The sequence below is a fragment of the Streptomyces sp. NPDC001889 genome (assembly GCF_053594535.1).
On record NZ_JBSFER010000001.1, the window covers coordinates 191,201 to 213,972 of the forward strand.

The window sequence follows — 22,772 nt, forward strand, 5'->3', positions numbered from 1 at the left end:
CTGCTCCTAGTCGTAATTCGGCTGGCAGCCCCCATTCGGCGTGCAGGGACCCGCGCCCGTCGGCCAGCATGAGGGGTTACAGGCCGGTCCGCAGGCCGGCCCGCACTTCGGGTCGCACAGCGGAGGGGGCTTCGGCTTGTCTCCCTCCATGGCGACCTCGCGGGCAGCGAAGTCAGCCGTCAGCTCGTCCCGCACCCGTTGGGCCTCGGGGCTGGCCAGGATATCGGCCAGTGCCGCGTCCAGGACGTTTCCGACAGGCAGCCACCGGGAGAAGACGCAGGGCCACACCGAACCGTCCGGAGAGATGGCGATCACCCCCGAGGTGCAGTGGCCACAGAGCTGGGAGGTGTCCGGAGCGCTCTCCCGTACTCCCCGGCCGACCTGCCGCAGCCGGTCGGTACCGATCTGCTGGACCCCGAGCATCTCCAGCTCCCGCTGGGCGGCGAAGACCCGCTGGCCCTCCCGAACATCGATCACCCCGGTGCGGAGAGGTACTCCGCGGCGAACAGCCTCCGCGACGTTCGCCCGGGTACGGGCGTGGCTCGGCCGTCCGGTGACGGCCGCGTGCTCAGCCGGATCGTCCGAGTAGTAGCTTGTCGCCAGCGATACCCCCTGTCTCGCCAGCACAGGCCAGAGACTGGCCGGGACGTGCACCAGGTTGGAGAACACCTCCACCCGCAGGCCCCGGTCCAGGGCAAACCCGATCAGTGCCGATAAGTCGGGATGGAGCATCGGCTCACCGCCAATGAACTGAACCATCGTGACTCCCCTGGCAGCGAGCTGTTCGATCACGCGCCGCCAGTCGTCCGACTCCATCGGCCCGTGGGAGCCCCGGGGACCGGAATCCGCGTAGCAGTGCTCACAGAGCAGCTGACACTTGCCGGTTATCTCTAGCCAGGCGAAGGTGAGTTCGAGCACTCCGACCTCCTGTGCGAGCAAACCGAGCGATTCATTCGAAGCGATACCCCCGGCCCATCCTCGCCACTCCCGCCCAACTGTCAAACATGCGCTCGATAGTCAGGCTCCGTCGCAACCTGCCCTGCGGTCTCACCAGCACAAAGATCCCTAACAGGTCCAGAACCCCGCAAGTGACACCGTGACCCTCATCAGCGACGGCGTCGTGGGCCGGCCGCCGCCTCCACTCCAGACACAGTGGATCTTTGCCGTCGCGGTCGCGGTGACGAAGTCTTTCTGCAGTATCCCGTGCTGTGCGGTCTGCTGTCGGTCGAGTGCTTGGCTTGGTGTTCGGAGAGGGGCCACCTTCCGCAGGTGGCCCCTCGCAGTGTGGCAAAGGCGAGGCGGATCGAGCTGTCAGGAATGCTGCTGGGGGGAGTGCGACTCGACGAACCTGAGGAAGTCGGTGAAAGCGGCTCGGCCGACGAGGAGGTGCGGCCCGGAGGGGCGCTTGCTGTCGCGTACAGGTATGCGTTCGGGTTGGCCGGTGGCCACTTCGACGCAATTGCCCGCGCCGGCGCTGTAGGAGGAGGCGCGCCAGATGAGATGGGTCCGGTCCGGTGGGCCGGGGGTGGTGGTGCTGGTGGTCACGCGGTGAGCTCCTTGAGCTTGTTGATCAGGTAGGTGCGGGTGCTGGGGGTGGGGGTGGCCTGTTCCCAGAGAGTGGCGAAGGCCCCTCGGTACTGGGCGATGTCCTCTTCGTTCTCGATGTAGAGGGAGCGGCGCATGATCTCGACGCAGACGACGTCGTGGGCCGGGGGCGGGAGGGTCATGACGACGAAGGCCCCGGTGAGGCCGGGGTGGAATGCGGCGGAGCGGGGGTTGATCCGGAGGGATACCCGGGGGTGGTCGCAGGAGTCGATCAGGTGCTCGATCTGTCTTCGGGTCGTGGCCTCGTCGGCGAAGGGGAGGTCTAGGACGGCTTCGTCGATGAGGGCCCGGAGGTGGAAATCATTCTCCGCAACCCGGCTGGCGAGGAGTTTGCGCTGGCGGGCCAGACGGACTTCTGTAAGCCGGGTGGTCTGGGTGTCGGTGAGATCGGGCCGGGTGGCGGCGATGACCGTCCGGGCGTACTCCTTGGTCTGGAGGAGTCCGGGGATGAGGCGCGGTTCGTAATTGCTGATCATGGTCGCGGTGGCTTCGAGTGCGAGGTAGCCGTCGAGACCGGTGGGGCTGAGGACTTCGTGGTGGCGCTTCCACCAGGCGGGGCGCCGACGCTGGCCGGCGTCGAGGCGCATCAGGTCGAGGACTTCGGTGCGGACGGTCTCGTCTGTGACGCCATAGCAGTCGAGGATGCGCTGGGCGGTCGGTGCGGCCAGTCCTCGCAGTCCTGATTCGATCTTGCTAAGGGTGCCGGGGTCGATGCCCGCTTGGCTTGCGGCCTGATGTTGCTTCAGTTCAGCGTCTTCCCGCAGGCGGGTAAGGAGCGCGCCGAGTTGGGCCCTCACGACGGAGGGCTGGGCGCTGGACGTCTGCGGCATGGCAGCAGTGTGGCGGGTTGTCACGCATCCGAGCAACCAACCAGGGAGGCAATATTGCCTGCTGTCTTGCCAGTTGGGCGCGCGCGGAGCATCCTGTGATCACCAAACGTACTGTGTCGGTCGCCTTACGCAGCGATCTTCATCGTGCCGCCGGACGCGCCGCCCTCACTGGGCGGACGCCGGTATCCGGCAGCGGCGATCGGCAGGGAAGGCCCGCGGGCCGCCGAGTGCGCGGACGAGGAGAGACGGTCATGCGGAAGACCCTGTTCAGGCAGCTCGTCGAGGAGAAGCGCTGGACGCAGCACGAGGTCTTCAATGCTCAGTACCAGCAGGCCGCTCAGGAACTCAGCGCACAACCGGGCCTCAAGAGCCTCAAGTACGCGTTCATTCTCCAGCGGACGTTCGAGCGGTGGATGCGCGGAGATGTCAGGCGCCTGCCCCAGCACGAGGCACGGGCCATTCTGGAGCACCTCCTGGGGAGGCCCGCCCAGGAGCTGTTCGCCTCCGTCACCGACATCGGTGGGAGTGAGGTGGTCGTACCGGCCGTACCCGTGTCATCGCCCGGGGGCTTACCGGAGGCGGCGCCGGGTCTGGTTCCTCTGCCCGGGTTCCTGGCGCCGGACTCGATGGCGGTGGCCGGCAGCGCCGCGCCCGGGTTTCCGTGGCCAGCCGAGGGCTCGCGGCTGGCGGTCGCGGACGGCGATGTGCAGGTGATCCGGTCGATGCTGACGGCGCTGACCGCGTCCGATCATCAGTTCGGCGGCGGTCATGCGCGCGCGTACGCCACCGACTACCTGCGGCGCGTGGTGCAGCCGCGGCTGCACACGCATATGAGCGATCCGGTCCGGGGCGAGATGTTCCAGACCGCGACCGAGTTCGCCGTCCGGGTCGCCTGGATGCACTTCGACGTCGGTCATCACGAGCTGGCCGGCCGGTTCCTGGCACTGGCACTCTCAGCGGCGCAGGAGGCCGACGATCCGACGCTGATGGGGTGGGTACTGGCGATGCGCGGGCTCACGAGCGTCTGGGCCCTGGACGCGGAGAAGGCGCTGAGCTACACGGAGGGCGCCGTGGGGATGACCGGCAGATCTCCGTGGAAGGCTCGCGCCTTCGTCACAGGAAAGGCGGCGCTGGCGATGTCGCTCACCGGGGACCGGGACAGCACCCACTGGCTGTTGTGGCAGGTGCGCGGATATCTGGAGCGGGCCGACGGAGCGGGCGAGCCCGCCTGGTCCGACATCTACGATCTCGCCTACCTGAGGGACGAGGAGGGGAACTGCTTCCGCAACCTCGGCCTGGGGCGGGAAGCAGTCGAGGCCGAGGAGGAGGCGATGCGTCTGCGCGGCTCCGGCCGGAACAGCTACGCCCGGCTGCGGGCGTTCTCCCTGGCCGTCCAGGCCGTAGGACACATGCAGGCCGGGGAGGTGGAGCAGGGTGCCGTCGTGGGGACGGAGCTCGTTGGCCTGCTGCCCGCGTTCTCCTCCCAGCGGGTCCAGCGCCGGCTGCAGGACGTCCTCAATGCCGCGCAGCCCTACCGCCAGATGCCCGCTGTCCGCGACTTCTTCGAGGTCGCCCGCAGCGCGCTCCCCAATCCGTCACCGGACTTCTTGGAATCCTGACGCCTCGGTTCGCCCCCCCTTTGCCGTGTGATCGGGCGGGGCTGGTTTCGGCCAGCGCTTCAGTTCGTCGCTCCCGTCGGTGACACTCGTGCCGTGTCTACTCATCGATTGGCCGATGCCCGCACCGAGACCATCGTCGCCGAGGTCGGCGACCGCCTGGCCGTCGATGTCCGGGAGGCGGAGGTGCTGCACCAGCACGCCAACGCCGTGATCGCCCTGCCCGCCTCCGGCTGGGTGATCCGGATCGCGACCGCGCCCGATGCCCTGGAGCGGGTCGCCGCCTCCGTCCGGGTCACCCGCTGGCTCGCCGGCCGGGGCTTCCCCTGCGTCGTCCCTGCGGACGGAGTCGATCAGCCTCTCGTGGTCCGCGGATGTGTGGTCTCCCTGTGGCAGCGGATCGATACGGCCACCGCCCCCGGGCCCGATGCCGCCGGGCTGGCCCGCGTCCTCAAGCAGCTCCACGACCAGCCGGAGCTCCCGTTCCCGCTGCACCGGTTCGAGGACCCCTTCGACGACGTCGCCTCCGCGATCGCCCAATGCCCCGGCGCGCTGTCCAGCCCGGCACGGACCTGGCTGGTCGCCCGGATCGACGAGCTGCGCGCGCTGTGGCCACACCTGCCATTCACCCGCCCCTGGGCTCTCATGCACGGCGACGCCCACCCCAACAACCTGATGCACACCACCGACGGCCGGATCGTGCTCGGCGACTGGGACCACACCGCCATCGGCCCCCGCGAGTGGGACCTCGCCCAAGTCCACTACACCCGGCGCCGCTTCCACCGCCCCTCCGACGCCGACACCGACGCGCTGGCCGCAGCCTACGGCTGGGACATCCGGGAATGGGAGGGCCTGGACACCGTGATCTCGTCACGAGAGCTCACCGGCCTCAGCCCCTACATCCGCACCGCTGCCGACCGCGCCTTCGCCCGGGACGAACTCGCCCGCCGCGTGCACATGCTCCAGGGAGGGGACACGACAACCAGATGGACCTCTCCAGCCGATTCATGACCAAGCGCCCGCCAGGAATTCCGCCGGCAGGGGAACGCTGGCGCGCACCATCGCTTCGGCGGTGCCCTGCCCGGCGGCCGTCAGGGGCGTGGAGAGAAGTCGGCGCACCTCGGTGAAGGGGCTGCGCCAGTCTGCGACGACGACGCAGTTCGCCCGGTGCAGGGCGTGGCGCAGAGCCAGCAGCCCCAGCGCACCCGCATCCCCACAGGTCCGTTGAGGCAACCGCTCACCGGGTGCCGACGCTGAACCGTCCCGGGACGGGCGCGGAAGGGACGCGGCCACCACCACGCCGACGCCCTCCCGGGCCGCGAAGGAGAAGAGATCCCCCGTCTCCGGCACCATCGTGGTCGCCGACGTCGAACCGTCGAACCGCGTCCACAGCACATCCGGTCTGATGGCCTCGAACACGTACCGCAACCTTCGTATCTGAGTCGTCCGCCGCGCGGCCGTTGCGGCACTCAGCTCGGGCACCCGCACGCCGATCGCCCTGATATAGCCGAGGTCGCGCAGCGCGTGGACCTGTTCCACCAGCGGACCCAAGTAACGGTCCTCGGGGCCGAAGTCCAGTGACTCCAGCGTGTAGAGGTCCAGTTCCTCCACACCGAGGTTCTCCAGGGTCTGCTGAAGCTGCAACGACAACCGGCGTCCCGCGTACGGATGTGCGGCCGAACCCCGCAGACTCCCCGTCTTGCTGCTCAGCCGCACCGGAGCCCCCGGGCAGGCTCGCAGGAACTCACCGATGATCCGCTCGGAACGCCCCTTGCCGTAGGCATCCGAGGTGTCGATGAACGCGGCTCCGTTCTCCACGGCGGCGGCGAGGGCGTCCAACAGACGCCCGTCCACGGGAGCGGTGTGCCGGCGCTCCTTCAGCGCACAGTGGAGCCCGACCCGGAAGCCCGTTCCCTTTCCCGTCGGGGTTGCTGCGACCGGGTCAGAACGGCTCACCGGCGGCACTCGCCCGGCGGCGCCCCGGTGGACGGCGCAGAGATCCCGCCCTCCCCGGCCGCCGCGATCACGCGGCATGCCCGCGCAGGTGTCGGTGCCACTGCGTCTCCTCGCCTCCCGACCGTCTCGTCAGACATCCCTTCAACGGTCCCCGAGAAATGACGTCATCACCACGTCATGCCGCGACGAATCCATCTCCTCGTGTGTGGCAGCCCCAACTGCGCGGGTCCAGGGCCCCGGTGCCAAGGGTCAGAAGCCGGTCTCCGCCGTCCGAAGATGTCGTTGTTCGTCGCGGCATGACGTGTTGATGACGCGAGCGTTCCGCAACGCTGGTCACCAACCCTCAGCGGCACGGCTGAGGCTCAGCGTCTCCCCCGGGCACCCGGAATCTCCTGCGAAGGATGTGTGATGTGCATGATCTCGCCTTCACAGCCCGGCATGCCGGGGCGAGGCAGGGCGAACGAGGAGCCCGGGAGCGCTCACGCCATCCGTGGCGCCAAAGCCCTTCGGGGCTCAGGCGGAGACCAGCCGGCTGGTGAATTCGGCATTGACCAGCTCGGTGTACTCGGCCTGGACATCGTCGGGGACATCCTGCGGGGCGGCGAAGGTGAAGTCCTGCCGGGACAGCGCCACTGTGGTGCGGTCGAGGGCGTCCGCCCAGGCTTCCAGGTCCGCGCCGGACGCCCGGTCGACCGTCACCCGACGGCCGCCGTCCCGCCTCTGCCCGGTCTCGTCGGTGAGGAAGATCTCGAACCGCTCGTGGACGGCGGCATCCGCGCGGGAGAGCGCGGTGTCCAGGATCGCCTGAGTGTCCGGCCTCGGCCGGGTGCGGGCGAGCAGCTGCTCCCACTTGGACACCGTCCGGATGCCGACGCCGAGGTGCTCGGCGTAGACGCGGACGCTCATCCGCAGTGCGAGCCGCAACGCGCGGGCTTCCAGCCCGCTCCAGTGGTGCACGGTCGCCACAGGCCACTCCCCACGTGGTCGTTCCGTGGTCATCGAACCACGCGGCTGGGCCCTGGGGGTGCGCAAGTGCCACGGAAGTGCCACACCGGTTCCTTGGACGGCGCACCCGCGCGGGACAGGCTGAGCCTCCCGATCCGCTTCCGACACTGTGGGGTCGCCGTCGTGGAACCGCTCACCGAACAGCGTCCGGTCAGCCGGCCAGCCGTCTACGGATTCCTCCGCCCCGGCGGGGCCTCGGCGGCTCGGCGCACCGCCCTGCGGCAGGCGCTCGCGGTGTATTGCTCCGCCCGGGAGCTGGCCCTCGTGGACGTCTTCACCGAACACGACAACGACCCCGGCGCGGACGGCACGTTCGCCAGGCCGCTCAAAGCCCTGGCCACCGGAGCGTACGGAGTCGTACTCCCCTCGCCCGCCCACCTGAGACCCCGCGTACAGGCCACAGTCCGGCGCATCCAGGTCACCGTGACCGGTGCCCGCATACTCACCCTCCGCGACCACGACCACTTGCGCCCCGGACGAGTAGGGCTGGTGCCCGACCCGTGCCGGTACGCCGTCCTTCGGCTGCTCCCCGTACCGGGGGCCCGTTCTCAGGAGGGCTCGTGGTGACAAACGCCGACCTCTATGTCTGCGACTCGGACCCGGTCTGCGACTCGGACCCGATAGCGGCGATGGCCGCCCTGGACTCCCTGTCCCGCACGGCCGCCAACCGTGGCTGTACGGTCCGGGCCGTGGTGGCCGATGTCACCGGGCGGGACACGACGCCAGCGGAGCGTCCGGGCTGGTCCCGGCTGTCTTCCGCCGCTGGTTCCGGTGTTGTCCTTCTCGTCCGCTCGCGGGCCGAGCTCGGGCACACCGCCGCGCGCCGCGCCCCGGTGGCCGCCGCCCTGAAGGGGAACGGCGTCACGGTCACCGCGGTGGAGCCGTCTCCGTGGGAGACCGCGGACTGGGTTCGCGCCTGGGAACGGCCTGACCGACCAGGGCCCGACGCGGGCGGTATGCCGCCGGTGGGCGGGTGCTGCTGTGTGGCGTTCCCGGCGCTGGAGACGCACACCCCGGTGATCAGGAGGCTGGCGCGCCGGGTGCTGAGCGGGTGGGGGCCCCTGCTGGCCGGACTGGACCCCGACGTGGATGCGGACCTGCTGCTGCTGGCGGTGAACGAGCTGATCACCAACGCGGTCACCCATGGGTCCGCCCCCGGTGACCCGGTTGTTCTGACGCTGGAGTGCGACCGCCGACGGCTGTGCGTGGGGGTGGAGGACCGGTCCCCCGACCCGCCGTGCCCGCGCCGGCCCGGGGACGGCGATGTGCACGGGCGGGGCCTCGGCCTGGTCAAGCACGTCGCACAGACCTGGGGCTCCGTCCCCGCCTTCAGTCGGCCTGGCAAAAAGGTCTGGATGAGCGTTCCCCTCGATCGGGCCCGCAGTTCCCGAGCCCCCGCAGGCATGCCGTAACCCTCGCCTCCGCCCGCCTCTTCTCCCCAGCCCTTCCTTATGGAGCTCCCCATGACCTCGTCCACGCTGGCGACCTGGGTGTTACCCCTCGCCGGGCCCGCGCCCGCAGGGCCTCGCCCAGGCGGGCTGCGGAGGGCCGGCCGCGTGCTCGGCTCGCTCCGGCGCCTCCGCCCGGGGCACGGTGCTCTGCTGCCGTCGGCCGCCCACGCGCGGCGGCAGAAGCGCAGGCGGGTTCCCGTGCCGGTGCTCTCCTGCCGGGTCCTGGCCGTCACCGGCCGGCTGCTGGACGCCGACCGGCCCTTCCCTCGTGACGAGGAGACGTGCGCGGCGCTGCGGCGTGACCTCGACGGCCGCACCCGCGCCCTGGCTCGCGGGCTCAAGACCCAGGGCAGCCTCACCCCGGCTGCTGACCGTGAGGCCGAGCGTGCCCGCCGTCTGCTAGTGCGCGCTGGGGGCGAGACGGGCCTGACGGCAAGGATCACGATCGTGATGGCGGCGGAATCGGCCCGCGAACTCGCGCTCCTGGCGGACCCGGTGCTGGTCGTCCGGCCGGTCGCGGCAGCGGGAGGTGTCCGATGATGAGCCGGCACGAGTCGCCGTGCCCGCCGACGGCCGCAGCAGACCGGGAGGCCCCGGGGATGCTCCCGGACCGCAGCTGTTCAGCCGCGTTCGTGGGCGACGCTCCAGTAATTGGGGAGCATCTCGTCGACCCAGGGTGCGGTGCGAACCGCACCGCGGGGGCCCATGGTCGGGAACCAGGGCGCGAGGTCGAAGACGGGCGTGCCGTCGACCGCGTCGAGGTCGGTGACGTGGAGGTCGAGTCCGTCCACGCGCAGCAGGCGGGGATGGGAGACGGCGAGCTGGTTGGGGCGGCGGTGGTTGCGGTGGACGAAGGTCCCGGTCGCCGGCCAGCGGAGGTTGTTGCGCGGGCTGCGGGCGTGCAGGGCCACGTCGGTGGGGCTGGAGTGATGGAAGTGCCACACGATCTGCAGGTGGGAGAACTCCTCCAGTCCCTGGACGGTCTCGACAGGGTAGTCGGGGTTGAGGCGGATGATCGCCTCGGTGCCGCCCTGGTAGTCGTCGCCCGGGATGGTGTGGCCGCCGACGACGGTGGCCACGGGCACGATCTCCAGCTTGTCCACGAACGTTCCCCCTTCGATGCCCGGCGCGCTGTCGCGCGCCGGGTACGGTGTGGTCGGGGTTCAGCCTATGCGGCCGAGGAGTGCTCGGGCGCGGTCGTCGAGGTCGGCGGCCGGGCGGTGGCAGCGGTTGCGGAACGGGCTGAGTGCGCGGCGCATCTGGACGACGGTTTCACGGGCGCGGCCGGAGTGGACGCCGTCCATGGAGTCGAGGGCTTCGGTCCAGGTGGCGATTGCGGCATCGAGAGTGCCGTGCTCGGCCTGGGCGGAGCCGAGGTAGCCGAGGGTGACGGAGTGGGTTCTGCGGAAGGTCTGCTTGCGGCGGGTCTGGGCACTGTGGGTGAACTGGGCGATGGCGCCGTCGAGGTCGCCGAGGGTGTGGAGGGTGCGTGCGGTCTCGTGGGCGAGGCTGGCGCGCTGGAAGAAGAAGACCCGTCCGGGTTCGTCCTGCTCGGTGGCCTCGGCCTGGTCGAGGTCGGCTTCGGCGCGTGCGAGGGCGGCGAGGGCGGCGCGGCGCTGGCCGTCGGTGGCGAGCGCGCGGGCGTGGACGACACCAAGGAGGGCGCGTTCGCGGGCGGTGGCCCGGGCGTAGCGGCCTCGTTCGAGGGAGGCTTCGGCGAGGTTCGCGGCCTGGTGGCCGTGGCCGAGGTCGGCGGCCTGGTGGGCCATGGCCCGCAGGATGTGCCCGGCCAGTGGCGGGTCGTCCGCTTCGGCGGCGAGCCGTACGGCCAGGGTGAACCATCGCTGGGCGGTGTGGTGCTCGCGGGTGTCGAACGCGGTCCAGCCCGCGAGGTAGGCGAGTTCACCGGCGGCGGAGCGCAGGTCGCGGCTCACGGTGTCGTCGGTGGCGGGGCTCTTGAGGTAGTTCGTGACGTCGGTGCGGAGGTAGGCGACGAGGGCGGTGCGTCCGTCGGCGCCGCCGCGCTTCTGGTCGCGGCGCGAGAAGAAGGCGGTCATCTCGCGGACGCTGTCCACGTCGGCGGCGGCGACCGTGGCGTTGCGGGCGGTGCGGGGGGCGGCACGGCGGGGGGCGTTGTCCCACCAGGCGTCGGGGGGCAGGGCGAGCCCGGCGAGCGAGTACGCGGAGGTCGCCAGGACCTGGCGTCGTCCGGTGTCCATGTCGCACTCTCCCAGGTCGGCCAGCAGACTGCTGGTCTCGGTGGTCCAGTCGGGCTCGGCCTGGGGCTCCTCACCCTGCGGTGCGAAGCCGAGCCCGGCGAGGGTGAGGGTCCGGCCGAGGCCGCGGCTGAGCGTTTCGCTCACGATACGGGCGGCCGACCCGGAGGGTTGCGATCCGAGGATCCACTGCGAGACGTTCGAGCGGGTCACCGTGGTCAGCTGGTGGGCGCCGAGCTCGGCGGCCACGCGCCGGACATGAGCGGCTACTTGCTCCTGGGACCAGCCGATCTCGCTGATCACAGCCGCCAGCAGATGATTTCGGGTGCGGTTGCGGGTGCGCGCCATGGGCATCCCCCGTTGCCGGGTACGGGTGTTAGCAGTGTTAGCAGCATCCGGCACCGCGAAGGGATACCCCGCGACCGCCAGAAACGGTTTGCTCACCGTAGCCCTTCCGATCATCCCAGTGATCGAGAACGGGCCACGGACCCGCGAGCCCGCCGCATTCGTCCGGGGCCGCGCTCTCCTCCACTCCCTACCTTCCCCGGTCACAAGGACGTGATTCGCATGGTCTGGCCTCCCCGTTCGAGCGATCCCGCCTCGCTGCTGTCCGCGTGCGCCACCGTGCTCAAGTGGCCGCTGGTCGCGGACGGCGACGGGATGTCGGCCGACCGGGTGCTGCGGTTACTGGAGCGGGCTCCGGGCACGGTGGTCGCGACCCGGTGCCGGGACGCCGGTCTGGACGCGGTCGTCCTGGGGCCGAGGGCGGGCCGCAAGGCGAACCGACTGCTGGAGAGGCACCCGGTCTTTCAGCCCGGCGCAGCGCCGGTCCCGGTCCTGCGCGGCGTGGCCAGTGTCACCCTGCTGATCCGCGCGGGCACAGCCGCCGCGCTGGAGGGTCTGCGCGACGTGCGGATCGTCACGGGGACGGACCTTCTTCCGCTGCCGCCGACCCGGGGCGTGGTGTGGGACACCCCTCCGTGGCAGCCCCTGCTGCGGGAGCCCGCGGGGCTTCCGACCGGAGTCGCTCTCCGCCCGGTCCTGAAGGACGCCCTGACCGAACGCGTGTAGCCCCCGCAGCCCCTGTTTCCTTCCCTCTCGTCCTTGTCTCCGATGGGAACGCCGTCATGACTCCCTTTGTCTGTACCGCTGAGCCGGCGAGCATCACCCCTGTTCTGCCGGACGCGCAGCACGCGGCCGGTGTGACGGTGTCGATCGAGGTGCCCCAGGCCGCTGCCGCGGTGTGGCCGCCTCTCGACGCCGCCCTGGTGGCGGGGGCGGTGGTGTTGCGGTTCCCGGGCTCGGATGCGGACGGGGTACTCGCCGTTCCTTCGGGGCCGGGCCGGCTGGGCGGGGCTCTGGGGGTTCCGCGTCCGGTCGTCGCGGAGGTCGCCCGGGCACTCGCGGCCCTTCCGCGGTTCGAGAACGTGCGCGTGGTGCCCGATGGGCGCGGCGGGGTCCAGGTGCTGTGGGGCGCGTCGTGTCCGGCCCGGATCAGCGGTGCGGGGCGCCGCCGCTTCTACCGGGGTGCGGCCCCCGACTGGACGGGCGGCTCTCCGGCTTCCGGGATGGCGGGTCCGCTTGAGCTGGGGGACGCGGTGATGCTGGACGCGCTCGCCCACGGCACGCCGGTCGGCACGCTGATCGCCTGCGGTCTCGCCGCGGACGAGCGGGAGGTGCACGAGCGGCTCGGCGCGACCGGCACAGCGCTGACCGGGTGGCGGGGGATGACCTGGACCGCGGTCGTGCACGCGGCCGTGTGCCGGGGCGTGGTTCCGGCCGTGCCCGCCCAGCCGGTGAGCCTCGGGCCGTCGGGGCTGACCCTGCTGAACGCCTGGGCCTACGGAGCGCCCCGGGCCCGGCGCGCGGGCCTGGTCGCGGCCCGGGGCGGTCTGCGGGATCTGGAGCGTTCGGTGTGCGAGCGGCTGGGCGCCCGTTCGGAGCACCACGCCGTGCTCCGGGGCCATGAGACCGGGCTGCTCGGCCCCGGCGAGCCTGGGGCCGAGCAGCCCGGCTGGAGCCGGGGGCCGTGAGCCCGCCCGGCCCATAAGACGACCGTCCCGGGGTCATCGCGCACTCCGGCCCCGGCGGCTCCCCCGTGGTCACGGGTCCGGAGACGCCCCGGGACGGTCCTGGTCCGGCAAGGTCGGTCGCGGCGCAGCAATGCCGCGGCCGGCCCCCGGGCCGGAGGGCCCCAATTCCCGGACCGGGTCCGGCGTGGTGGCGATCGGGGCCACCGCACAGGACCGCCGTCATCCGGCCCGGGAGTCGGGGTGAGCCCCGTGGCGCCGAAGAAGGGCGCCGTCTGCTCCCGGCCGTCGCGGGACCTCGGGACCCCGCGGCAGCCGGTCCTTCCTCCCTTCTGCCCAACAGTCGCCCCGTTCACGTATTTTGCGAAGTTTGAGGATTTATGAAGTCTCTGTTCTTACGCCGAGGACCGCGCCGCCGGCACGGGAGCGCGCCGCTGTCGGTCGCCCGTGATCTGGCCCAGTGGCGGTCGCGGCTGCGCCGCCGGTATCTCACGGTGTCACTGGCCGGCGCGGGCGTTCCGTCGGCGGTGTGGGGGACCGTCGAGACGGTCGGCACGGTATCGCCTCTCTGGCCGGTGGCCGGGGTGGCAGCGGCGGGTGCCGCAATCCTGGTGCTCGGGCGCCGGTGGGCGGGCGGCGACGCCGCCTGTGTGGCCGCCGGGCTCGCGGCCGAACGCGCCGCCGCCGGGCAGGACGCGCAGGCGCTGCGCCGTCAGATGGCCGGCGTGTACGAGTGGATGACCTGGTACGCCTCGGTCCTCGCCAAGGGCCACCACGACCTCGCTGCCGCGCTGGGCACAGCAGCCCCTGCTCCCAGCCGGCTCGCCGCCCCCGCGCCGCCCGACGCGTTCACCGGCCTCGACCACGCGCTGGCCGCCGTACTGGGAGAGGCGGTCGAGGCGGTCGCGCTGGCCCGGACCCAGGGAGCGGCCGAGGGCGAGAAGGCCCTGATCAAGAGCATCGCCCCCCGGCTGCACGCCCTGATATCGAAGGCCCTCAACGAGCTGGAGGCACTGGAGGCCGAGCTGGACGGCCCGGAGATGCGGATGGCCTACCGGGTCGACCACCACAGCACCCGGGTGCGGCACTACATCGAGAGCCTGATGGTGCTGAGCGGAACCCCGTTCGCGTCCAGCCGGGACCCGGTCCTGCTGTCCACGGTGCTGCGGTCCGCCATCGCCGAGACCGAAAGCTTCAAGCGCGCGACGCCGTACTGGCCACGCGAGGAACTGTGGATCGCCCCGTACGCGGGCCCCGGCATCACCCACCTGCTGGCCGCCCTGATCGACAACGCGATGCGCTACAGCCAGCACGAGGTGCGGGTCGAGGCCCGGTGGGACGGGGACGCGCTGCTCATCACCGTGGAGGACCGCGGGCTGCCCATGACCGAGCAGGCCCTGGCGGACGCGAACGCGCTGCTCTCGGCTCCCGACCAGGCGGTGGAACGGGAGCGTCTCCACCGCGGGCTGATCGGCCTGGCCGTCGTCGCCCGGCTCGCCAAATCGTACGAGCTGCGGGTCGAACTGTCCGCCAACCCCGAGCCGGAGGAGGGCCACACCGCCTCGGTGTGGCTGCCGAGGCGGCTGGTCACCACCGCGCCCGAAGCCCCGCCGTTCCTCCGGCGGACCGCACACCGACCGCTCCAGGTCCCGCAGTCCGCCCCGGACACCAGCGCCGCCACCCCCGTCCGCGAGCGTCCGGATCTGCCGCCCCGCATACCGGCGGCAACGTCGGCGGCCCGGGAGACCCAGCCGGGCGAGGACTCCCCGAGCGGGGACCGGCCCCGGCTCCCGCGCCGCTCCCGTCCTCTGCCCTCCCCCGAACCTGCCTTCCCGGCCACCGCGCCCCCGGGCACGCCGGCCGCGGCGACGCCGCAGCTGGTGCACGCCTTCCGCACCGGGGCCCGCCGCGCCGCCGACAGCAACAGCGGCGCGCAGCCCCCGGCTGACCCCGGACTGCCTGCTCACCACACGCCCTGACCAGAAGGAGACTTCATGACCGGCGAGACCATCAACCCGAACGACTTGAGCGGCCGGGAGTGGCTGCTGGAAAACCTGGCCAAGCAGGTCGGGCACGACACCCGCGCGGTGCTGGCGTCCCTGGACGGTATCGCCCGCTGCTCCAGCGGCCTCAGCGTGGACGACGCCCAGCGGATCGGCGCCCTGGGCGCGTCGTTCCTGGCCTCCAGCCGCAGCGCCGCCGGAGTCCTGGGCGCGGACAACTCGGAGAGCGGGGTGCGCCAGTTCTTCCTGGAACACACCCAGTTCCTGCTGTTCGTGATGAGCGCCGGCAACGGGACACTGCTGACCGTAATTACCGACACCGAGGCCAACGCCGGGACGGTCGGCCACGAGATGGGCCTGCTCGGCAAGCGGCTCGGCGAGCAGCTGGCCACCCCGAGCCGCGCGCCCCTGGCCGCCGGTGAAGGGGAGTGACCTATGAGCGGTGAACCCCCGTGGGTGGTCAATCCCAGGGTCCGCCTCTACGCCCTCACTCGTGGCCGGACCTTCCCCGTTCTGCCGTTGCGGATGGAATCCCAGGTGGAAGCGGTGCCGGGCCGGGGGGCAGAGGTCCGGGCGCCGGAGGAGCAGGAGCTTGTCGCGCTCGCCCGGGGGGCCGCCCGGTCCGTCGCCGAGCTGGCCGGCACCGTGTCCCTGCCCACCAGCGTGGTCAAGGTCCTCCTCGCGGACCTGGTGCAGCAGGGGGTGCTGCGCATGGTCCATCTCCACGACGAGGCCGAGGACGGCCTCTCGGTGCTCGACGCCGTCCTGGCCGGCCTCCGCAAGGACGGCGTGAGGGCGGGAGCGGGGGCGGGCCATGTCGGGTGAGTCCACCTCCCCGGCGCGCGCGGTGATGAAGATCCTCGTCACCGGCGGGTTCGGAGCGGGCAAGACGGCCCTGATCGGCGCGGTCAGCGAGATCACCCCGGTGACGACCGAGGCGCCCGTCACCGAAGCGAGCGCCGGCACCGACTCCCTCACGGGACGTGAGGCCAAGGCCACGACGACCGTGTCCTTCGACTTCGGCCGCCGCACCTACCCCTCGCCGTCCCTGACTGTCGAGCTGTTCCTGTTCGGCACCCCCGGGCAGAGGCGGTTCGAAGACCTGTGGGAGGACATCGCCCGCGGCGCGGTCGGCGCCGTCGTCCTCGTCGACACCCGCCACCTCGCAGACGCGTTCACCCCACTCGACTTCACCGAACGTCACCGCCTCCCGCTCGTGATCGCCGTCAACGAATTCGCCCAGGACCCCCACCGGTACACGGCCGACGAGGTCCGCGACGCCCTCGGCATCACCTCCGACGTCCCGGTGGTGACGTGCGACGCCCGCGACCCCGGCTCCTCCCGGAACGTCCTGGCCACCCTCCTCACCCACGTCCGCTCCCAGACGTACCCGCCCACCCCGTCCGCCCCAGGAGCGCTCCTGTGACCTCCCCGATCGACCCGATCCCCCTCCCGCCCGGCCTGCGAACCGAAGACCCCGACACAGCCGCGCACGAAGCCGCCGTACGCGAACAGCGCCTCGCCGACTTCGGGATCACCGCCGCGCCGCGTCCCGACCTCGACGAGGCCGCCGCCGCTCTGGGCCGCGCCGCCGGCGCCGCATACGCCATGGTCAACCGCATCGGGGAGCATCAGACGTTCATCGGCCTCTACCAGGCCGATGAACGTCCCGATCTGCCGCACGTGACCCGGACGATGACGCTGCGCGAGGGCTACTGCCCCTCCCTTCTGCGCCGCTCCAAAAACTTGATCTTGCCCGACGTGTACGCCATCGCCCGGTTCAAATCGAACCCGGTCGTGGACCAGATCGGGATCAGGGCCTATGCGGGCGCCCGGATCACCGACCCCCGCGACGGCCTCGTCCTGGGCACCGTCTGCCTGGTCGACACCCAGCCCCGGCCCGAGACGAGTGAGAAGGAACTCGCCGCGCTCGTCACGGAGCACTGCGCCGGGGTCCTCCCCCTGCTCCGTCTCTCCCGCTGACCATCATCCGCCGTACGCCCTGTCCTGGAGAGGAAGCCGATGCCCGACAGACACCCCGAGCTGCGCGCCGCCGTCCGCGCCTTCGCCGAAGCCGAGATCGCCCCCCGCGTACCCGAGATGGAGGCCGGCGGGGAGATCGAGCACGGACTGGTGCGAGAGATGGCCCGCCAGGGCTGGATCGGCGTCACCATCCCCGCCGCCTACGGAGGAATGGGCGCCGGTCACGAGGCCAAGGCGGTCATCATCGACGAGCTATCGGTGGTAAGTGCCGCGATGGGGGCCGCCGCTCAGGCGTCCATCCTCGGCATGGCGAAGATCGACCACTTCGGGACGGAGGAGCAGCGTAAGGAGTGGCTGCCGCCGATCGCCGACGGCACCCTGCTGCCGACGATCGCGGTCACCGAGGCCGCCTCTGGCGGACACGTCCTGGGTATGGCCTCGACCGGCCGCCGCAAGTGCAAGGGGTGGATCCTCGACGGGCGGAAGGTATTCGTCGGCAACAGCCATGTTGGCAGCCTGCACGGAGTGGTGGTGCGCACCGGCGACGGAAGCCGCGGGCTGACCGCGTTCCTCATCGAGCACGACCGCAAGGGCGTCTCGCTCGCACCGCACGAACCCCGCGTCGGGCTCAAAGGCTTCTCCTTCGGCGAGCTGAGCCTTGACGGCGTCCGCGTCCCCGACAGCCACCGCATCGGCGAGGTCGGGGACGGGCTCGCTGTCTCCTACTCCAGTTCGGTGTTGTACGGGCGGCTCAACCTCGCCGCCGTCGCCCTAGGCATCCACCGTGCTGTCCTCGACCAGACCACGGCCTTCGTCTCCGGCCGCCCGCGGATCGCCCGGGAAGGCATCGTGCGGGACCGCATCGGCCAGATCGCCGCCGACCTGCGGCTGACCGAACTCGCCGTCTACCACGCCGCCCGCCGCCTCGACCTCGGCGAACCCTGCGACATGGACCTCATCACCGCGAAACTCCAGGCGGTCGAAGCCGTCCGGCGCGCCGCCGACCTCGGGATGACAACGCACGGCGCCGCAGGACTGCTCAGCAGCTTGCCAATGGAGCGGCACTTCCGCGACGCCCTGTGTGTCGAGCCCCCCGCAGGCACCTCGGACATCCAGCGCCACCGCCTCGCTGAAGAAGCCCTCGCCCCGGGCCGACGCCGACAGTGGTCCGAACGGTTCGCCCGGCCCCTCACCCCGCCCACTCCTCGCCCATGGGCCCTGGCCCCCTCCGCCTGACCCTCCCCACCTCGTCTCCGCCTTCGCTTTGAGAACCGGCGGTGTTGCGGGCAGGCGGAGGGAGCGGGTACTCGCGGAGCCGGCCAGTGCAGTGCTGCCGGAGGCGGTGTGACTGCGGCCGTGGCACCTGGCAGTCCTCACCCCCGCTCTTCGCGCCGCCCGTACTCCCGGCCCAGCCATCGTGCCCCTTACCTGCCCCGAACTCCTCCCCTCGTCCCGCACTCAAGGAGCCCCGCCGTGAACATCGACCCCGACATCCTGTCCGGCCCGGTCCGGGTCGTTCTCGCCGTGATCAGCCGCCCGAGCCTGACCCTGGCGATCCGGCCGCGCATAATCGCGGGCGGGCCGCGCTGGCGGTTCGCCGGCGGCAAGCAGGAGCCGGGTGAGACCCCGGAGCAGACCGCCGCGCGCGAGGCCCGGGAGGAGACCGGCCTCACCGTCACCACGGTCAGACGGCTCGGTGAACGGCTCCACCCCGCCACCGGCCGCCACCTCACCTACATCACCTGCACCGTCACCCACGGCACCGCCTACCGGGCCTCCCCCCGCGAAGTGGCCGAAGTCGCGTGGATATCCACGGCGCCCGCCGTGCTCGACACCTACATGCCCGACCTGTACGAACCCGCCCGCGACCACCTCGTGCACAGCGCCTGACCAGCCCGCCCACGCGTCCGCCCTCTCGACTTGTGAAGGACCGGTCACCCGTGCCGATCACCGCCCCGCCCGCCGTCTACGGCCGGGAACAGGACCGCACCGAGGCCGCAAACGGCGGCCCCTACCTGGCCCGCCCCGAGCTCCACCTCTGACCCCACCGGATGCCCGCCGCCCTCAGCCACCGGAGACGAACCGCGTGAACACCGCAACGACCGCAGCACCGCCCCGCCCGGCACCGCCACCCCCTGCGCCGTGCGACGCCGCCGCGGTCATCAGCCACCAGCACCGGACCCTGCTCGTCCTCTCCCGCGCGCCCCAGGGCGAGCTGGTCTGGCAGTTTCCCTCCGTTCGCGTCGGAGACGGAGAGCAGCCGGCGGAGGCTGCGGTGCGCGCGGCGCGGAAGCTGACCGGCGTGGACGCGGTCGCCCACCGGGTGCTCTGTGACCGTGCCCGGCCCGGGGCCCCGGAGGAGCGTGTCCATGTGGGGTGCTTCCTCGCGACGGGCAGCCGGGCGGCGTACGTCGCTGACCCGCACACGATCGCCGGGGCGGCCTGGATCGCCGAAGGAGACCTCGACGGCTATCTCGCGGGCGTCATAGACAGGCCCGTACGGAGGTTTCTCGGCCTGGACCGGGAGCGAACAGCGCGCGCCGGAGCGGACCGGGCCCCGGTGCTCTCGTCCCGTCCAAGACGCCGGTCCCGGAACCTCGGTACCGGCGCGCGCGCCGGCCTTCCGCCCCTGTTCCTGCCGTCCGGCGGGGACCGGGGGTTGGCGGTGCTCCGGCACGCCGCCGCCGGGGGGAGTCTGTGGGAGGCGGCCCGCGCTCTGGGAGCGGCCTACTGGGATGTGCGGGACGCGCTGACCCGCACGGTCCGCGGTCTGTGCCCGGAGGCGCCCTTGAGTGATCCGGTGCCGCTGCCGCAGTGGCTCGTCCGTCCCGTGACCCGCGCGGTGGGCTGGGGGCTGATCACCGCCGAGCATGTCCCCGCGCCCGCCGAGGGTCCGCTGATCCTCGAAGGCGCGGACTGGCAGCTGGCCGAGCTCGTGGCCGATGGGCTGGCCGACTTCCAGATCGCCCGCCAGCTGGGCCGCACCATCGACGAGACCGAACACGCGGTGCGCGCCCTCCAGGACCGGGCCGCAGCCTCTGACCGGGCGCACCTCGCCGCCGTACTCCTGCTCCACCCTCCGGCCCCGTCTTCCGTTCCGGCTGCCCGCCCGCAGCCCTCGCACCGGCAGGAACTCCCGTGCCTCGCAACCGAACCAGTGCCTCCGCTGCCCGCCCTGTCTACGCCCGCGCCACTATCGGGGAACTGCTGATGCCCCTGGCCGGTGGTCTGACGACGACCGAAGCGGCGAGCCGTCTCCGCATCCCCATCGGGGACGTCCAGCCGCTTCTCACCGAGGCCGCGGCCCGGTACGGCGTCCGGGCGAAGCCCGCTCTGGTGCACGCCGCGATCACCGCCGGGGACCTGACCACCCCCGAACCCCCGGCACGGGCAGGGGACCAGCCGAAATTCAGCCGGGACGAGGTGCGGTTGTGGCTTGCGCTCGCTCTCCGTTCCGAGGCCCCGGCCATCGCCCACGCCGCCGCACTCACCTTGCGGGAACTGCCGTCCCGGATCGGCCAGCTCCGCGTACGGGCCGGAGCTCGTACCACCGCACAGCTCGTCGCCCTCGGTCACACCCTGAACATCCTGACCCCCCGTTCGGCTCCGGACGTGGCGCGGTGAGCCGCCCGGCCGGACGGCGTCCCGGCCCCGGCACGAACCGCCGTCGCGCCACCGATCCCCCTTCTCCTCTTCTTCCTTCACCACGGCACCGTCCGTCCCGACCCTGAAAGAAGCACCACCCCATGGTTCTGATTGAGGACTTCGCGATCGTCGGCGGCATGCGCACCGCCGCCCTCATATCCCGGAGCGGCACGGTCGAATGGCTGTGCCTGCCCCGGTTCGACTCCGCTGCGGTCTTCTCCCGCCTCCTCGGCGGGCCGGAGCACGGCGGCTGGACCCTCGGGCCTGCCGTCCCGCCGGACACCGCACCGCCGGCCGCGTCCCGGCGCCGCTACTGCGGCGACAGCCTCATCCTGGAAACCGAATGGGACACCGTCGAGGGCACCGTGCGGGTCACCGATTTCATGCCCCCGCACACCAGTGACCGGGCTGAGCCGCCGCAGCTGGTGCGGATCGTCGAAGGGATCACCGGGCTGGTGCCGATGCGGTCCGAGCTGCGCCCGCGCCCCGGCTACGGCGTGGTCGTGCCCTGGATCTTCCCCGACGGGGACCGGTTCGCTGCCGTGGCCGGACCGGACGCCTGGTGGTTGGACGCCGAACCCCCCACCGAACGGGACGAATCCGGGATTCTCGTATCCGAGTTCACGGTCGCCGCCGGGGAGCACTTCGCGTTCACCCTCGCCTGGCACCCCGCCCACGCCGGCGTCGCCCCGCTGACCGCCCCCCGCGCCAGCCTGGCGGCGACCGTGGCGTTCTGGAGCGACTGGACGGCCCGTTGTACGTACGCCGGCCCGGACCGGGAAGCGGTGATCCGGTCCCTGATCGCCCTCAAGGCCCTCACCTACGCCCCCACCGGCGCGATGGTCGCCGCCCCGACGACGTCGCTGCCGGAGGAGATCGGCGGCAGCCGGAACTGGGACTACCGCTTCACCTGGCTGCGCGACAGCGCACTCGCCGTCACGGACCTCGTACGGGCCGGGTACCTCGACGAGGCGCGGGCGTGGCGGGACTGGCTGGTCCGCACCGTCGGCGGCGACCTGGAGAACCTCCAGATCATGTACGGCATCGCGGGCGAACGCGACCTCTCCGAGACCGAACTTCCCCATCTTCCCGGCTACAAGGGCTCCCTGCCCGTCCGGGTCGGCAACGGCGCTGCTGGGCAGTTGCAGCTCGATGTGTTCGGCGAGGTCGCCGACGCGCTCGATGTGGCCCGTCGCCACGGGCTGGAGCCCTGCCCGCGCGCATCCGCGCTCCAGATCCGGCTGGTCGAGCTGCTGGAGCAGCGCTGGCGCGAGCCGGACGAAGGGATCTGGGAGATCCGCGGTCCGCGCCGGCACTTCGTCCACTCGAAGGTGATGGCCTGGGTCGCCTTCGACCGGACCGTCCGGCTGATCGAGTCCGGCGACGCCACCGGCCCGCTGGAGCGGTGGCGAGCGGTGCGGGACGAGATCCACCGCGAGATCTGCGCCCAGGGCTTCGACCCGGCACGGAACTCGTTTACGCAGTCGTATGGCTCGGCCGAGCTCGACGCCTCCCTCCTTCTGATCCCGGCCATGGGGTTCCTCCCGCCGGATGACCCTCGAGTGAGGGGCACCGTCGAGGCCGTACGGCGGGAACTGTCCACGAAGTCCGGCTTCGTCCTGCGCTACCCCACCGCTGGGCCCGGGGCCGGGGTCGACGGGCTGACCGGTGACGAAGGCGCCTTCCTCGCCTGCTCATTCTGGCTCGCCGACGCCCTGGCCCTCACCGGCCGCGCCGAGGAGGCACGCATTCTGTTCGACAAACTGCTCGCACTGCGCAACGACGTCGGCCTCTTGGCCGAGGAGTGGGACCCGGTCCATCGTCGTCAGGTCGGGAACTTTCCGCAGGGCTTCTCGCACTGGGCACTGTGCGACAGCGCCCACGTGCTCGCCCGGGGCACGGGTCCGGTCATCCCCGGCCAGCGCGCGCTCCGCCCGGCCGTCGTCGCCATCGCGGGTGTTGGGGTGGCTGTATGAGCGGCGTCCGCGCAACGCCCGGCCCCCGGCCTGCCTCCGCCGCCGCTCAGTCCTCTGCGCGCACGGTGGTGCCGCTGGCAGTGGCGGGGCGGTGCCGCACCGGGCACCGGGCACCGGGGATGACGGTCCTCAGCGCGTGGCTGCGCTGTCGCCGTCAGACCGCAGGGGACACCGGGCGGGCCAAGGTCTGCACCCGGAGCGCCCGCGCAATCGCGTCCGATGCCGCCGCCACCGACCTGGCCGACGACCTCGGCCCGCTCCTGTGAACCCCTGCCGCACCCCGGTCCCTTCGAAGGACGTCGGCCGTGGACACCGCCGTACGAACGGCCCGCCGACGGGAGCAGCCCGCGCCGGTGTTCACGCGCCCGTCTGCCCGTCGCAACCGATCACCCTCACAAGGAGAACAAGCACATGAGCACCACGCCCTCCAGATCGCTCTCTCCCACGCCAAGCTCG

25 protein-coding genes are annotated in these 22,772 nt (G+C 71.9%); 18 read left to right on the forward strand and 7 right to left on the reverse strand.

The window, feature by feature from the left end:
* Positions 1-6: 6 nt before the first annotated feature.
* The 3 genes from ACWCRA_RS00800 to ACWCRA_RS00810 form a co-directional block, all read right to left on the reverse strand.
* Positions 7-939 carry a radical SAM protein gene (locus ACWCRA_RS00800; RefSeq protein ID WP_451066453.1) on the reverse strand — a complete coding sequence of 311 codons (933 nt, stop codon included), beginning with the start codon at positions 937-939 and terminating at the stop codon, positions 7-9.
* 372 nt (positions 940-1,311) lie between these two features.
* The gene (locus ACWCRA_RS00805; RefSeq protein WP_451066454.1) at positions 1,312-1,545 is read right to left on the reverse strand and encodes a DUF397 domain-containing protein; all 234 of its coding nucleotides are present in this window, start codon (positions 1,543-1,545) and stop codon (positions 1,312-1,314) included.
* Complete coding sequence (locus ACWCRA_RS00810) at positions 1,542-2,435, reverse strand: helix-turn-helix domain-containing protein (protein WP_451066455.1); 894 nt, start codon at positions 2,433-2,435, stop codon at positions 1,542-1,544. The genes ACWCRA_RS00805 and ACWCRA_RS00810 overlap by 4 nt, the downstream gene beginning before the upstream one ends.
* 251 nt (positions 2,436-2,686) lie before the next feature.
* On the opposite strand from ACWCRA_RS00810, the gene ACWCRA_RS00815 reads away from it, so the two are divergent.
* Together ACWCRA_RS00815 and ACWCRA_RS00820 are read left to right on the forward strand one after the other, a co-directional pair.
* Positions 2,687-4,054 (forward strand): hypothetical protein, encoded by a 1,368-nt coding sequence (locus ACWCRA_RS00815; protein ID WP_451066456.1) that lies wholly within the window; start codon positions 2,687-2,689, stop codon positions 4,052-4,054.
* Between the two features lie 93 nt (positions 4,055-4,147).
* Positions 4,148-5,062: a phosphotransferase family protein gene (locus tag ACWCRA_RS00820; RefSeq protein ID WP_451066457.1), complete on the forward strand. Its 915-nt coding sequence runs from the start codon at positions 4,148-4,150 to the stop codon at positions 5,060-5,062.
* On the opposite strand, the gene ACWCRA_RS00825 is transcribed toward ACWCRA_RS00820, so the two are convergent.
* Positions 5,057-5,905 carry an aldo/keto reductase gene (locus tag ACWCRA_RS00825; RefSeq protein ID WP_451066458.1) on the reverse strand — a complete coding sequence of 283 codons (849 nt, stop codon included), beginning with the start codon at positions 5,903-5,905 and terminating at the stop codon, positions 5,057-5,059. The genes ACWCRA_RS00820 and ACWCRA_RS00825 overlap by 6 nt on opposite strands.
* Before the next feature lie 615 nt (positions 5,906-6,520).
* Complete coding sequence (locus ACWCRA_RS00830) at positions 6,521-6,973, reverse strand: helix-turn-helix domain-containing protein (RefSeq protein WP_451066459.1); 453 nt, start codon at positions 6,971-6,973, stop codon at positions 6,521-6,523.
* A 162-nt stretch (positions 6,974-7,135) separates the two neighbouring features.
* On the opposite strand from ACWCRA_RS00830, the gene ACWCRA_RS00835 reads away from it, so the two are divergent.
* Genes ACWCRA_RS00835 through ACWCRA_RS00845 form a run of 3 tightly spaced genes read left to right on the forward strand, consistent with a single transcriptional unit; the run spans position 7,136 to position 9,003 of the window.
* The gene (locus ACWCRA_RS00835) at positions 7,136-7,579 is read left to right on the forward strand and encodes a hypothetical protein (RefSeq protein ID WP_451066460.1); all 444 of its coding nucleotides are present in this window, start codon (positions 7,136-7,138) and stop codon (positions 7,577-7,579) included.
* Positions 7,576-8,424 (forward strand): ATP-binding protein, encoded by an 849-nt coding sequence (locus ACWCRA_RS00840; RefSeq protein ID WP_451066461.1) that lies wholly within the window; start codon positions 7,576-7,578, stop codon positions 8,422-8,424. The genes ACWCRA_RS00835 and ACWCRA_RS00840 overlap by 4 nt, the downstream gene beginning before the upstream one ends.
* 51 nt (positions 8,425-8,475) lie before the next feature.
* On the forward strand, positions 8,476-9,003 hold the full coding sequence (locus ACWCRA_RS00845) for a hypothetical protein (protein ID WP_451066462.1): 528 nt from the start codon (positions 8,476-8,478) through the stop codon (positions 9,001-9,003).
* 80 nt (positions 9,004-9,083) lie between these two features.
* Here ACWCRA_RS00845 and ACWCRA_RS00850 read toward each other — a convergent pair whose 3' ends face one another.
* Positions 9,084-9,566 carry an SAM-dependent methyltransferase gene (locus ACWCRA_RS00850; RefSeq protein ID WP_451066463.1) on the reverse strand — a complete coding sequence of 161 codons (483 nt, stop codon included), beginning with the start codon at positions 9,564-9,566 and terminating at the stop codon, positions 9,084-9,086.
* A 60-nt stretch (positions 9,567-9,626) separates the two neighbouring features.
* Positions 9,627-11,123: a Tat pathway signal protein gene (locus ACWCRA_RS00855; protein WP_451066464.1), complete on the reverse strand. Its 1,497-nt coding sequence runs from the start codon at positions 11,121-11,123 to the stop codon at positions 9,627-9,629.
* A gap of 123 nt (positions 11,124-11,246) precedes the next feature.
* Here ACWCRA_RS00855 and ACWCRA_RS00860 point away from each other — a divergent pair, with 123 nt between their 5' ends.
* The 13 genes from ACWCRA_RS00860 to ACWCRA_RS00920 all read left to right on the forward strand — a co-directional run bounded on the left by ACWCRA_RS00860 (position 11,247) and on the right by ACWCRA_RS00920 (position 22,582).
* Entirely contained in the window at positions 11,247-11,750 is a 504-nt protein-coding gene (locus ACWCRA_RS00860; RefSeq protein ID WP_451066465.1) for a hypothetical protein, read from the forward strand.
* A gap of 56 nt (positions 11,751-11,806) precedes the next feature.
* Positions 11,807-12,712 carry a DUF6302 family protein gene (locus ACWCRA_RS00865; RefSeq protein ID WP_451066466.1) on the forward strand — a complete coding sequence of 302 codons (906 nt, stop codon included), beginning with the start codon at positions 11,807-11,809 and terminating at the stop codon, positions 12,710-12,712.
* Between the two features lie 377 nt (positions 12,713-13,089).
* Positions 13,090-14,688 carry an ATP-binding protein gene (locus ACWCRA_RS00870; protein WP_451066467.1) on the forward strand — a complete coding sequence of 533 codons (1,599 nt, stop codon included), beginning with the start codon at positions 13,090-13,092 and terminating at the stop codon, positions 14,686-14,688.
* A 15-nt stretch (positions 14,689-14,703) separates the two neighbouring features.
* A complete protein-coding gene (locus ACWCRA_RS00875; protein ID WP_451066468.1) occupies positions 14,704-15,144 on the forward strand; it encodes a roadblock/LC7 domain-containing protein in 441 nt (146 codons plus the stop codon).
* Between the two features lie 3 nt (positions 15,145-15,147).
* Positions 15,148-15,537 carry a DUF742 domain-containing protein gene (locus ACWCRA_RS00880; protein WP_451066469.1) on the forward strand — a complete coding sequence of 130 codons (390 nt, stop codon included), beginning with the start codon at positions 15,148-15,150 and terminating at the stop codon, positions 15,535-15,537.
* Positions 15,527-16,138 (forward strand): GTP-binding protein, encoded by a 612-nt coding sequence (locus ACWCRA_RS00885; protein WP_451066470.1) that lies wholly within the window; start codon positions 15,527-15,529, stop codon positions 16,136-16,138. The genes ACWCRA_RS00880 and ACWCRA_RS00885 overlap by 11 nt, the downstream gene beginning before the upstream one ends.
* Positions 16,135-16,695, forward strand: coding sequence for a GAF domain-containing protein (locus ACWCRA_RS00890; protein ID WP_451066471.1), 561 nt, complete (start codon positions 16,135-16,137; stop codon positions 16,693-16,695). Before ACWCRA_RS00885 ends, ACWCRA_RS00890 begins: the two co-directional genes overlap by 4 nt.
* A gap of 39 nt (positions 16,696-16,734) precedes the next feature.
* A complete protein-coding gene (locus ACWCRA_RS00895) occupies positions 16,735-17,931 on the forward strand; it encodes an acyl-CoA dehydrogenase family protein (protein WP_451066472.1) in 1,197 nt (398 codons plus the stop codon).
* A 237-nt stretch (positions 17,932-18,168) separates the two neighbouring features.
* Positions 18,169-18,585, forward strand: a complete 417-nt coding sequence (locus ACWCRA_RS00900; RefSeq protein ID WP_451066473.1) for an NUDIX hydrolase — start codon at positions 18,169-18,171, stop codon at positions 18,583-18,585.
* A 196-nt stretch (positions 18,586-18,781) separates the two neighbouring features.
* Positions 18,782-19,906 carry an NUDIX hydrolase gene (locus ACWCRA_RS00905; protein ID WP_451066474.1) on the forward strand — a complete coding sequence of 375 codons (1,125 nt, stop codon included), beginning with the start codon at positions 18,782-18,784 and terminating at the stop codon, positions 19,904-19,906.
* Positions 19,906-20,319: a hypothetical protein gene (locus tag ACWCRA_RS00910; RefSeq protein ID WP_451066475.1), complete on the forward strand. Its 414-nt coding sequence runs from the start codon at positions 19,906-19,908 to the stop codon at positions 20,317-20,319. Before ACWCRA_RS00905 ends, ACWCRA_RS00910 begins: the two co-directional genes overlap by 1 nt.
* Positions 20,320-20,441: 122 nt before the next feature.
* The gene (locus tag ACWCRA_RS00915; RefSeq protein WP_451066476.1) at positions 20,442-22,316 is read left to right on the forward strand and encodes a glycoside hydrolase family 15 protein; all 1,875 of its coding nucleotides are present in this window, start codon (positions 20,442-20,444) and stop codon (positions 22,314-22,316) included.
* A 119-nt stretch (positions 22,317-22,435) separates the two neighbouring features.
* Positions 22,436-22,582: a hypothetical protein gene (locus tag ACWCRA_RS00920; RefSeq protein ID WP_451066477.1), complete on the forward strand. Its 147-nt coding sequence runs from the start codon at positions 22,436-22,438 to the stop codon at positions 22,580-22,582.
* The last annotated feature ends 190 nt before the right edge of the window (positions 22,583-22,772 follow it).

Coding starts and splice junctions, on each gene's coding strand:
- ACWCRA_RS00910 (WP_451066475.1), top strand. CDS start 19,906: ATGCCCCTGGCCGGTGGTCTGACGACGACCGAAGCGGCGAGCCGTCTC.
- ACWCRA_RS00875 (WP_451066468.1), top strand. CDS start 14,704: ATGACCGGCGAGACCATCAACCCGAACGACTTGAGCGGCCGGGAGTGG.
- ACWCRA_RS00810 (WP_451066455.1), bottom strand. CDS start 2,435: ATGCCGCAGACGTCCAGCGCCCAGCCCTCCGTCGTGAGGGCCCAACTC.
- ACWCRA_RS00865 (WP_451066466.1), top strand. CDS start 11,807: ATGACTCCCTTTGTCTGTACCGCTGAGCCGGCGAGCATCACCCCTGTT.
- ACWCRA_RS00815 (WP_451066456.1), top strand. CDS start 2,687: ATGCGGAAGACCCTGTTCAGGCAGCTCGTCGAGGAGAAGCGCTGGACG.
- ACWCRA_RS00845 (WP_451066462.1), top strand. CDS start 8,476: ATGACCTCGTCCACGCTGGCGACCTGGGTGTTACCCCTCGCCGGGCCC.
- ACWCRA_RS00920 (WP_451066477.1), top strand. CDS start 22,436: ATGACGGTCCTCAGCGCGTGGCTGCGCTGTCGCCGTCAGACCGCAGGG.
- ACWCRA_RS00915 (WP_451066476.1), top strand. CDS start 20,442: ATGGTTCTGATTGAGGACTTCGCGATCGTCGGCGGCATGCGCACCGCC.
- ACWCRA_RS00895 (WP_451066472.1), top strand. CDS start 16,735: ATGCCCGACAGACACCCCGAGCTGCGCGCCGCCGTCCGCGCCTTCGCC.
- ACWCRA_RS00885 (WP_451066470.1), top strand. CDS start 15,527: ATGTCGGGTGAGTCCACCTCCCCGGCGCGCGCGGTGATGAAGATCCTC.
- ACWCRA_RS00880 (WP_451066469.1), top strand. CDS start 15,148: ATGAGCGGTGAACCCCCGTGGGTGGTCAATCCCAGGGTCCGCCTCTAC.
- ACWCRA_RS00870 (WP_451066467.1), top strand. CDS start 13,090: ATGAAGTCTCTGTTCTTACGCCGAGGACCGCGCCGCCGGCACGGGAGC.
- ACWCRA_RS00860 (WP_451066465.1), top strand. CDS start 11,247: ATGGTCTGGCCTCCCCGTTCGAGCGATCCCGCCTCGCTGCTGTCCGCG.